We start from the raw sequence: 10,030 nt of genomic DNA on the forward strand, positions 1-10,030 counted from the left end.
GTGCTCTGCCCACGAGGGTGGGCAGAGCACGACCCCTCCGGGACCGACCTGTCCCCCGGCGGCGTTCCGCGGGTCAGACGCTCCGGACGTCCGGCGTCCGCCACTGCGAGGGCCCGACGTCGAAGGAGTAGGGCTGGTAGCCCGTGGCCCGCATCCGCCCCTCCGGCCGGGGCAGGCGGCGGTGCTCGCTGCAGGACGGCGGTCGCACCATGCCCGGCGGCGGCACCCGGGGCACGTTGCCGACGACCTCGTCGACGATCCCGTGGCGCTCCTCGTCGCCGGCGCCGCCGTCCGCGCAGCAGAGGATCCAGCGGATCTCCCGGGCTGAGCCCGCGGTCGTGCAGCGCGAGCACCTGCTCCCGCCAGCGGATCGCGGAGTCGACCCCGCGGGCACCTCCGGCCGCCCCTGCCGCCAGGTGCGCGTCGAGCTCGATCTGGCGGGACTCGAGCATCTTCTGCTCCAGACCGAGGCGGTACTGCGTCAGCGCCGTGATCGCGCTGACCACCAGGGCGGCGATGGCAGCGACGCCGGTGATCCAGTCCGGCACGGGACTCCTCCCCACGGCTCGAAGGAATAACGAGACGGAACATTCTCGTCCCGCGACACGCCCGGGCCAACAGGGTCGTGCGTCCCTCTTCGAGGGCCGTCACACGGCGCGGCCGGCCCCGAGCAGAGTGCGGGTCATCGCGTTGCCGGTGTCGAGCGGCTCGTCGAGAGCGGCGGTCAGGTCCGCGGCGGAGACGGCGAGCCCGGTCCCGGGGCGGCGCGGTCCCGGTGGACACGCCCGGGGTTTCCCGAACGGGAACGGCCGCGACCCGCCCGAGGGCACACCCCGGCCGATAGCGTCCCGGGATGGCCGCAGAGCTGACGCTCGGCGCCGAGGAGGAACTCCACCTCATCGACCTCGACCGGTGGGAGTTGTCGGCGCGGGCGCCGCAGCTGCTCAGCCGGCTGCCGAGCTCGTCCTACGCCGCGGAGATCCAGCGGACCACCGTCGAGACCAACACCGCCGTCGTCACCACGCTGTCGGACCTGCGCGAGGAGCTGCTCCGGCTGCGCAAGGAACTGGTCGCCGTCGCCGGGCGCGATGGCCTCGGCGTCGCCGCAGTCGGGACGGCGCCCCGCTCCACCTTCGCCGACTTCGAGCTGACCGCCACCGGCCGCTACGGCCGGATGCACGAGCAGTACCGGCTGCTCGTCGACGAGCAGCTGATCTGCGGCACCCAGGTGCACGTCGGCGTCTCCGACCGCGACCTCGCCGTGGAGATCGCCCAGCGCGTGGCCCGCGACCTGCCGGTGCTGCTGGCGCTGTCCGCCAGCTCGCCGTTCTGGAACGGCTCCGACACCGGCTACAGCAGCATCCGCACGATCATCTGGCAGCGCTGGCCCACCGCCGGGGCGACCGGCCCGCTGGCCAGCGCCGCCGAGTACGACGCCCTGCTGGCCGACCTCATCGGCTCCGGGGTCATCGCCGACGCCAAGATGGCCTACTTCGACGTCCGGCCGTCGTCCCACGCGCCGACCCTGGAGCTGCGCGTCTGCGACGCCTGCCCGCTGATCGACGACGCCGTCCTCATCGCCGGGCTGTTCCGGGCGATGGTCCGCGCCGCCGAGCTCGACGTGGAGGCCGGTCGCCCGCACGTCCCCGCCCCGGCGCCGCTCCACCGGGCCGCGATGTGGCAGGCGGCGCGCGGCGGCCTGACCCGCGAGCTGCTCGACGGCGCCCTGCACCCCCGGCCGCGCCCGGCCGCCGACGTGGTGCGGAGCCTGGTGGCCCGGCTGCGGCCGCAGCTGGAGGAGCTCGGTGACCGGGAGGCGGTCACCGAGCTGGCCGAGACCACCCTCGCGCGCGGCAACTCCGCCGACCGGCAGCGGGCGGCCTTCGCCGAGTCCGGCGACCTCGCCGACGTCATGCGGCTGGTCGTGGCGGAGTCCCACGGCCCGGCCGGCGGGCCCGCACCGGCCGGCGCGGCGCTGCGGCGGTACCGCTCCCGCGCCGGGGACGAGGCGATCGGCGCGGGCGCGGTCCCCCGGCCGGCCTACCGCGAGGTGCTGGAGGTCGTCGCCGCGTTGCCGCCCGAGGAGGTCGCCCGGCGCGAGGCCGCCCGCGACGACTGGCTCGCCGCGCACGGCGTGACCTTCCGCGTGGGTGGCGAGGAGCGGGTCTTCGGTGTCGACCTCGTGCCCCGGATCGTCAACCGCCACGAGTGGGAGGAGCTGGCCGCCGGGCTGGTGCAGCGGGCCCGCGCCCTCGAGCTGTTCCTCCGCGACGTCTACGGCCCGCAGCGGGTGCTCGCCGACGGGGTGCTGCCGCGCGAGGCCGTCCTCGGCTGCCCCGGCTGGCGGCCCGAGGCCAGCCGGCTGCCCGCCGACGCCGTCCGGGCCCCGGTCATGGGCTTCGACGTCGTCCGCACCGAGTACGGCGGCTGGCGGGTGCTGGAGGACAACCTCCGCGACCCCAGCGGTGCGGCCTACGCCGTGGCCGCCCGCCGGCTGCTGGACGCCGTCATGCCCGACCTCCCCCGGCCCGCCGGCCTGGCCCACCCGGCCACCGTCCACGAGTCGCTGCGGGCGACCCTGCTCCGGCACGCCGAACCCGGCACCTCGGCGGCGCTGCTCAGCAGCGGCCCGGACAGCTCGGCCTGGTACGAGCACCGGCGGCTGGCCGAGGGCGCCGGGCTGCTGCTGGTCTCCGCGGACGACCTCGAGGTGGCCGGCGGCCGCGTGGTGCACCGCGGCAGCGGTTCGTCGGTGGGCGCCCTGTACGTCCGTCTGGACGGCGAGCTGGCCGACCTGACCGGCCGCGGGGGCTGCCCGGTCGGCGCCGCGGTGCTCGACGTCGCGGCCGACGGCGCGGTGGTGCTGGCCAACGCCCCGGGCAACGGCGTCGCCGACGACAAGGCCACGTACTGCTGGGTGCCCGAGCTGATCGGCTACTACCTCGACGAGCACCCGCTGCTGGAGTCGGTGCCGACGTACCGGCCGGGCGACGAGACCGAGCGGCGCGCCGTCCTGGAGCGGGTGGGCGAGCTGGTCACCAAGCCGGTCGACGGCTACGGCGGCTCCGGCGTGATGATCGGCCCGGCGGCGCCCGCGGCCGACGTCGTCCGGCGGCGGGCCGAGATCGCCGAGCGGCCCGGCGGCTGGGTGGCCCAGGAGGTCGTCGCCCTCTCCTCGGCGCCCGCGCTGGACCGCGACGGCCTGCACCCGCGGCACATCGACCTGCGCGCGTTCGTGCACGTCACCGGCACCGGGCCGGAGGACGCCACGGTCCCCCCGCTCGCGCTGACCCGGGTCGCCGCCGAGGGCAGCCTCGTGGTCAACAGCTCGCGGGGCGGCGGCGCGAAGGACACCTGGCTGATCACTCGGACCGACCGTCGTCGGACCCGGACGGAGGGGGACCCTGATGTGCGGACTCGCCGGTGAGCTGCGTCTCGACGGAGGACGGGCCGACGTCGCCGTCCTCGACCGGATGACCGCCTGCCAGGCACGCCGCGGGCCGGACGGCAACGGCCTGTGGGCCCGCGGCCCGGTCGCGCTCGGCCACCGCCGGCTGTCGATCATCGACCTCTCCGAGCGCGGTGCCCAGCCGATGGTCGACCCGCACCTGGGGCTGACCGTCGTCTTCAACGGGATCGTCTACAACCACCGGCAGCTGCGCGCCGAACTCGAGCAGCACGGTCACCGCTTCTTCTCGACGTCGGACACCGAGGTGGTGCTCAAGGCCTACGCCGAGTGGGGCACCGCCTGCGTCGACCGGTTCCTCGGCATGTTCGCCTTCGCCGTCGTCGAGCACGCGACCGGCCGGCTGGTGCTGGGCCGCGACCGGCTGGGCATCAAGCCGCTCTACCTCGACGCCCGGCCCGACCGCGTCCGGTTCGCCTCGACCGTGCAGGCGCTGCTGGCCGGGGGCGGCGTCGACACCTCGATCGACCGCACGGCGCTGGCCCACTACATGACCTTCCACTCCGTGGTGCCGGCGCCGCGGACGATCCTGGCCGGCGTCCGCAAGCTGCCGCCGGCGACGGTGCGGGTCGTCGAGCCCGACGGCACCAGCCGCGACACCGTCTACTGGCGGCCGCCGTTCACCCGCGACCCCGATCGAGCCGGCTGGACCTCCCGCGACTGGGAGGAGGCGCTGCTCGCCGCGCTGCGCACCGCCGTCGAGCGGCGGATGGTGTCCGACGTGCCGGTCGGCGTGCTGCTCTCGGGCGGCATCGACTCCAGCCTCGTCGTCGCGCTGCTCGCCGAGCAGGGGCAGACCGGGCTGGCCACGTTCAGCATCGGCTTCGAGTCCGCCGGCGGTGAGTCCGGCGACGAGTTCGAGTACTCGTCGCTGGTCGCGCAGCGGTTCGCCACCGACCACCACCGCATCGCGATCGACAACTCCCGGCTGCTGCCGGGCATCGACGCCGCCGTCGCCGCGATGAGCGAGCCGATGGTCAGCCACGACTGCGTCGCCTTCTACCTGCTCAGCCAGGACGTGTCGCGGCACGTGAAGGTCGTCCAGTCCGGGCAGGGCGCCGACGAGGTGCTCGGCGGCTACGACTGGTACCCGCCACTGGCCGACGTCCCCCGCGCGCACGCCGTCGAGGCCTACTCCCGGGTGTTCTTCGACCGGCGCTGGGCGGCGATGGGCGAGGTGCTCGAGCCGGAGTGGCTGGTCGACGCCGACGCCCCCACCGCGTACACCACCGAGCAGTTCGCGCAGCCCGGCGCGGAGACCGCGGTGGACGCCGCGCTGCGCAACGACACCACCGTCATGCTGGTCGACGACCCGGTGAAGCGGGTCGACAACATGACGATGGCCTGGGGCCTGGAGGCGCGGGTGCCCTTCCTCGACCACGAGCTGGTCGAGTTGGCCGGCCGGATCCCGCCGGAGCTCAAGCTCGCCGACGGCGGCAAGGGCGTGCTCAAGCGGGCGGCCCGCGGGATCGTCCCGGACGAGGTCATCGACCGGACCAAGGGGTACTTCCCCGTGCCGGCGATCCGCCAGCTCGACGGCCCCTACCTGGAGCGGGTCCGCGACGCGCTGACCGACCCGGCCGCCAAGCGGCGTGGCCTGTTCCGGCCGGACACTGTGGAGCGCATGCTGCGCGAGCCGAACGTCACCCGGACGACCCTCGGCTCCAACGCGCTGTGGCAGCTGGCGCTGCTGGAGATGTGGCTGCAGAAGGTGGAGGACATCGCACGGTGACGACCCACGGCGACGCAGACCGGGCGACCGTCGAGTCCGCGGCCGCACTGGCCGACGACCTCGTCGACGCCTGGGGCAGCTGGGGCCCCAACATGACCCCGGACGCCCGGCAGGTCGCCTTCATCAGCGACCGCTCGGGCACCCCGCAGGTGTGGATCCAGGACGTCGTCCTCGACGGCTCCATCCCGCCGGCCCGGCACATCCGGCTCTCCGACGACCCGGTGGTCAAGGTCCGGTGGGCGGCCGACAGCGGCTGGCTCACCTGCGAGGTGGCCACCGACGGCGGCGTCCGGACGGCGGTGTGGGTGGTGCGGCCCGACGGCACCGACGCGCGGCGCGTGGCCGGGGACGCCGAGACGCACGCCGAGCTGGGCCCCTGGACCCGCAGCGGGCACCGGTTCGTCGTCACCTTCCCGGGGGCCGGCCCCGGCGTGCCCACCCGCTCGTACCTGGCCGACCCGGCGACCGGCCGGCTGGACCCCCTGGCCGAGGGCGAGCTGATCCACGTGCTGGACGTGTCGCTCGAGGAGCGGTTCATCGTCATCCGCGACGGCGAGCGCGGGCAGCAGTACGTCGCCGTCGTCGACCGGCTGACCGACGAGGACTTCAGCGCGCTGCCGCACGGCGCCACCGGGTCCACCGAGGAGGCCCTGATCCGCCCCGCGCCGGAGGACCACCGCGGCCCGGTCTACGTGTACCTCGCCTCCGACGTCGGCCTCCCCCGCCGGCAGCTGATCGGGCTGCCGTTCGGGCCCAACGGCTGGCGCGGCGAACCGCGCACGCTGGCCGCCCGCGACGATGCCGAGCTCGAGGACCTCGACGCCGACGACGCCGGGACGCTGCTCCTGCTGGTGTGGAACGTCGCCGGCCGCAGCGAGCTCGAGCTGATGGACACCGCCACGGGCGGGCGCACCCCGATCACCGGCCTGCCCGGCCTGGTCGCCGCCGACCCGGTGCTCAGCCGCGACGGCTCCAGCGTGGTGCTCGGCGTCCAGGGGCCCACCCGCCCGCGCGAGCTGTGGCACCTGGACACCACCACGCACGCCTGGACCCGGGTCACCTCCGCGCCGCCCCTGCCCAAGCGGCGGCTGGTCGTCCCGACGCTGGAGACGTTCGCCGGACGGGACGGGCTGCCGCTCACCGGCTGGCTGTACCGGGCCCCGAGCCGGCTGAAGTCCCCCGGGCCGGTCGCGCTGTACCTGCACGGCGGCCCCGAGGACCAGGAGCGGCCCACCTTCTCGCCCGGGCACCAGGCCCTGGCCGCCGCCGGGGTGACCGTGTTCGCGCCCAACATCCGCGGCTCGTCGGGGTTCGGCCGGGAGTTCGTGCACGCCGACGACGTGCACCTGCGGTACGACGCGTTCGCCGACGTGCTCGCCGCCGCCGCTCACCTCGTGGACGCCGGCATCGCCGACCCCGGCCGGATCGCGGTGACCGGCCGCTCCTACGGCGGCTACCTCACCCTCGCCTCGCTGGCCTTCTCGCCCGGGGTGTTCGCCGCGGGCGTCGACGTCTGCGGCATGTCCGACCTGGTGTCCTTCTACCGGGACAGCGAGCCGTGGATCGCCGCCGCCGCGGTGACCAAGTACGGCCACCCCGAGCGCGACCGCGCCCTGCTGGAGGACATCTCGCCGCTGGCCTCGGCGCACCGGATCGACGTCCCGCTGCTCGTCGTCCACGGCGAGCACGACACCAACGTGCCGCTGGGTGAGGCGCTCCAGATCGTGGCGGCGCTGCGCGCGCTGGACCGGCCGGTGGAGTACCTGGAGCTCAAGGGCGAAGGGCACGTCTTCCGGCACGCGGACTCCCGCAAGCTGCTGACCCGGACGACGCTGGGCTTCCTGGTCGGCGCGCTCCAGGAGGCCCGCCCGGTCGCCGGGGCGACCGCGGAGGCGGCGGCGTCGTAGCGCCCGGGGCGGGAGCCCGTGCCCCGCGCGTGCTCGTGCTCTGCGTGCGCCGGGCACGCAGAGCACGAGCACCCGGGGAGGACCCTCAGCCGAGGGTGACCGAGCCCGTCGCGTTGGGCACCAGCTCGACCCAGGTGCTGCCGGGCGCGAGCCGGACCGGCTGGCCGTCGGGGCCGGTGAGCCGCACCGGCTCGTCCGCGGACCCCTTCGACCAGGTCACCGGCACGGAGCGCCCGCCGGTGGCGACCAGCGCCTCTCCCCCGCCGATCATGACCGTCTCCGGCACGGGGTTGCGGGCGCTGTCCCGGTACTCCGTGTCGACGACGTCCACCCGCAGGACGACGACGTTGGTCGCGCGCAGCGGGGTGCCGTCGGCCTCGACCGCGGGCGTGCCGTCCTCGGCCCGCAGCCAGGTGCCGTCGGGCTGGCTCCAGGTCCAGCGCGGCGTGCTGATCCGGGACAGGGCGAGGTCCAGGACGGCCGCCGGGGTCCCGGCGGTCAGCGCCGTGGGCTGCTCGTCGCCGGTGGCGACCTCGAACTGGGGCGGCGGCGGGGCCTGGTGGCCGGCGTCGGCCTGGCCGAGCAGCGCGGCCGGGTCGACGTAGGTGTTGTGCGGCGCGACGCGCTCGCTGACCCGGGAGAAGCCGGGTCCGGTCCCGGGGTCCACCACCTGCAGGCCGGCGTCCCGGGTGGCCTGGACGAAGGGCTTCTGCCCACCGGAGAAGGCCAGCAGCCCGTGCAGGGGTGCGGCGATGTCCGGGTCCATCGGCCGCACCGAGCGCACCGGGCCGATCGCCGGTGGCAGGGTCGAGTGGTAGACGGCGACGTAGCGGCTGATCCCGCCCTCGACGACCTCCTCCCACACCATGTCGGCGGCGTTGAGGCCGGTCTGCGGACGGGCGTCGACCGAGTTCTCGACCTTGACCGCGAGGGCGGGGCGGTCGACGTCGGCACCGGCGCTGTCCACCCCGGTCAGGGGCCACAGCACGGCCGGGGGCGGCGGCGGGGGCGTGGTCGCGGCCGGCGAGCTCGAGGCGGCCGGCTCGGCGGGGGCCTGCGCGCCGCAGGCGACCGTCGTCCCGAGGACGGCGCCGACCAGCAGGGCCGTCCCGAGCCGGCGCCGTCCCCGATCCCGTGCGCGCCGGGCACGGCTGCGTTCGGTGTTCACCCGTAGGTCATCGGCAGGCCGGCACGACGGCTGGACCTCGTGGTTGGCGCGGGCCCGCCGCGGACACCGGAGACGGTGTGAGCGACCCCTTCGACCTCGAGCGGTTCGTGCAGGCGCAGGACCGCGGGACCCACGAGCAGGCGCTGGCCGAGCTGCGGGCGGGCGCGAAGCGCAGCCACTGGATGTGGTTCGTCTTCCCGCAGGTCGCCGGCCTCGGCCGCAGCGCGACCGCCCAGCACTACGCGATCTCCGGGCTGCCCGAGGCCCAGGCCTACCTCGACCACCCGGTGCTCGGCCCGCGCCTGGTCGAGTGCGCCCAGGTGCTGCTGGAGCTGGACACCGCCGACGCCGTCTCGGTGTTCGGCCCGGTCGACGCGGTCAAGCTGCGCTCCTCGATGACGCTGTTCGAGCGTGCCGAGCCCGAGGCCGCCGTCTTCGGCCGGGTGCTCGACCGGTTCTTCGGCGGCGAGCGGGACGAGGCCACGCTCGCCCGGCTCTGACGGGCGCGGTCCCGTCCGGTCGAGGAAGCTGGAGGGCGTGAGCGAGGAGCAGAGCGGGTCGGGCTACGTCACGGGCGGCGAGTACAACCGGGACTCGACCTACATCCCCGACCGGATCACCGCCGACGGCTCCGGCGGCTGGCCGGTCGAGCCCGACCGCTACCGGCTCGTCGCGGCCCGGGCCTGCCCGTGGGCCAACCGCGCGGTCATCGTGCGCCGCCTGCTCGGCCTGGAGGACACGATCTCCCTGGCGCTGTGCGGGCCGACCCACGACGAGCGGTCGTGGACCTTCGACCTCTACCCGGGCGGCCGCGACCCGGTGCTGGGCTACGAGCGGCTGCAGGAGGCGTTCCTCGCCCGCTTCCCCGACTACGACCGCGGCATCACGGTGCCCACGATCGTCGACGTCCCCAGCGGGCAGGTCGTCACCAACGACTTCGCCCAGCTGACGCTCGATCTCTCCACGGAGTGGACCAAGTACCACCGCCAGGGCGCGCCCGACCTCTACCCCGAGCACCTGCGCGACGAGATGGACGCGGTGATGAAGCGGGTCTACACCGAGGTCAACAACGGGGTGTACCGCTGCGGCTTCGCCGGGTCGCAGGAGGCCTACGACGAGGCCTACGACCGGCTCTGGACGGCGCTGGACTGGCTGGAGGAGCGGCTGTCGACCCGGCGGTACCTGGTGGGCGAGCACGTCACCGAGGCCGACGTCCGGCTGTTCACCACGCTGGCCCGCTTCGACGCCGTCTACCACGGCCACTTCAAGGCCAACCGGCAGAAGCTGACCGAGCTGCCGGCGCTGTGGGCCTACGCGCGCGACCTGTTCCAGACCCCGGGGTTCGGCGACACGATCGACTTCCCGCAGATCAAGGAGCACTACTACGTCGTACACGCCGACATCAACCCGACCCGGGTCATCCCGCAGGGGCCGGACACCGCGAACTGGCTGACCCCGCACGGCCGCGAGGAGCTCGGCGGGTCGCCGTTCGGCGACGGCACCCCGCCCGGGCCGCCGTCGGAGGAGGAGACGGTGCCGGCCGACCACGGGCCGGGCGGCACCGGCCACCGCTGACGCCGCCGCGGCGCTCCGCGAGCGCCTCGAGGTCCTCGCCCACGAGGGTGCGCCGCACGACTGCTGTCCTGGGGGGGGGGGGGGGGGGGGGCCCCGGGGGGGGGGGGGCCCCGGCGCCCCCCGCGCGGGGTGGGGCGCGCGGGGGGGGCCCCCCCACGCCCGGGCGCCCCCGGGGGGGTGAA

General features: G+C 75.5%; 7 protein-coding genes. 5 read left to right on the forward strand and 2 right to left on the reverse strand.

Annotated elements, in window-relative coordinates; all coding sequences use genetic code 11:
* Nucleotides 1-73 precede the first annotated feature (73 nt).
* Nucleotides 74-235, reverse strand: coding sequence for a hypothetical protein (locus ACI782_RS25775; protein ID WP_456912966.1), 162 nt, complete (start codon nt 233-235; stop codon nt 74-76).
* 618 nt (nt 236-853) lie between these two features.
* Between ACI782_RS25775 and ACI782_RS25780 the strand changes: the two genes are divergently transcribed.
* Genes ACI782_RS25780 through ACI782_RS25790 form a run of 3 tightly spaced genes read left to right on the forward strand, consistent with a single transcriptional unit; the run spans nt 854 to nt 7,105 of the window.
* Nucleotides 854-3,427 (forward strand): glutamate--cysteine ligase, encoded by a 2,574-nt coding sequence (locus tag ACI782_RS25780; protein ID WP_456912967.1) that lies wholly within the window; start codon nt 854-856, stop codon nt 3,425-3,427.
* Complete coding sequence (locus ACI782_RS25785; RefSeq protein WP_456912968.1) at nt 3,408-5,198, forward strand: N-acetylglutaminylglutamine amidotransferase; 1,791 nt, start codon at nt 3,408-3,410, stop codon at nt 5,196-5,198. Before ACI782_RS25780 ends, ACI782_RS25785 begins: the two co-directional genes overlap by 20 nt.
* Nucleotides 5,195-7,105, forward strand: a complete 1,911-nt coding sequence (locus tag ACI782_RS25790) for a S9 family peptidase (RefSeq protein ID WP_456912969.1) — start codon at nt 5,195-5,197, stop codon at nt 7,103-7,105. The genes ACI782_RS25785 and ACI782_RS25790 overlap by 4 nt, the downstream gene beginning before the upstream one ends.
* 85 nt (nt 7,106-7,190) lie before the next feature.
* Here ACI782_RS25790 and ACI782_RS25795 read toward each other — a convergent pair whose 3' ends face one another.
* Complete coding sequence (locus ACI782_RS25795) at nt 7,191-8,273, reverse strand: DUF3048 domain-containing protein (protein WP_456912970.1); 1,083 nt, start codon at nt 8,271-8,273, stop codon at nt 7,191-7,193.
* Between the two features lie 77 nt (nt 8,274-8,350).
* Here ACI782_RS25795 and ACI782_RS25800 point away from each other — a divergent pair, with 77 nt between their 5' ends.
* Both ACI782_RS25800 and ACI782_RS25805 read left to right on the forward strand, forming a co-directional pair.
* Nucleotides 8,351-8,773 carry a DUF1810 domain-containing protein gene (locus tag ACI782_RS25800; RefSeq protein WP_456912971.1) on the forward strand — a complete coding sequence of 141 codons (423 nt, stop codon included), beginning with the start codon at nt 8,351-8,353 and terminating at the stop codon, nt 8,771-8,773.
* Nucleotides 8,774-8,810: 37 nt separating this feature from the next.
* On the forward strand, nt 8,811-9,848 hold the full coding sequence (locus tag ACI782_RS25805) for a glutathione S-transferase family protein (RefSeq protein ID WP_456912972.1): 1,038 nt from the start codon (nt 8,811-8,813) through the stop codon (nt 9,846-9,848).
* Nucleotides 9,849-10,030: the final 182 nt, after the last annotated feature.

This window comes from Geodermatophilus sp. SYSU D00703 (genome assembly GCF_054050155.1).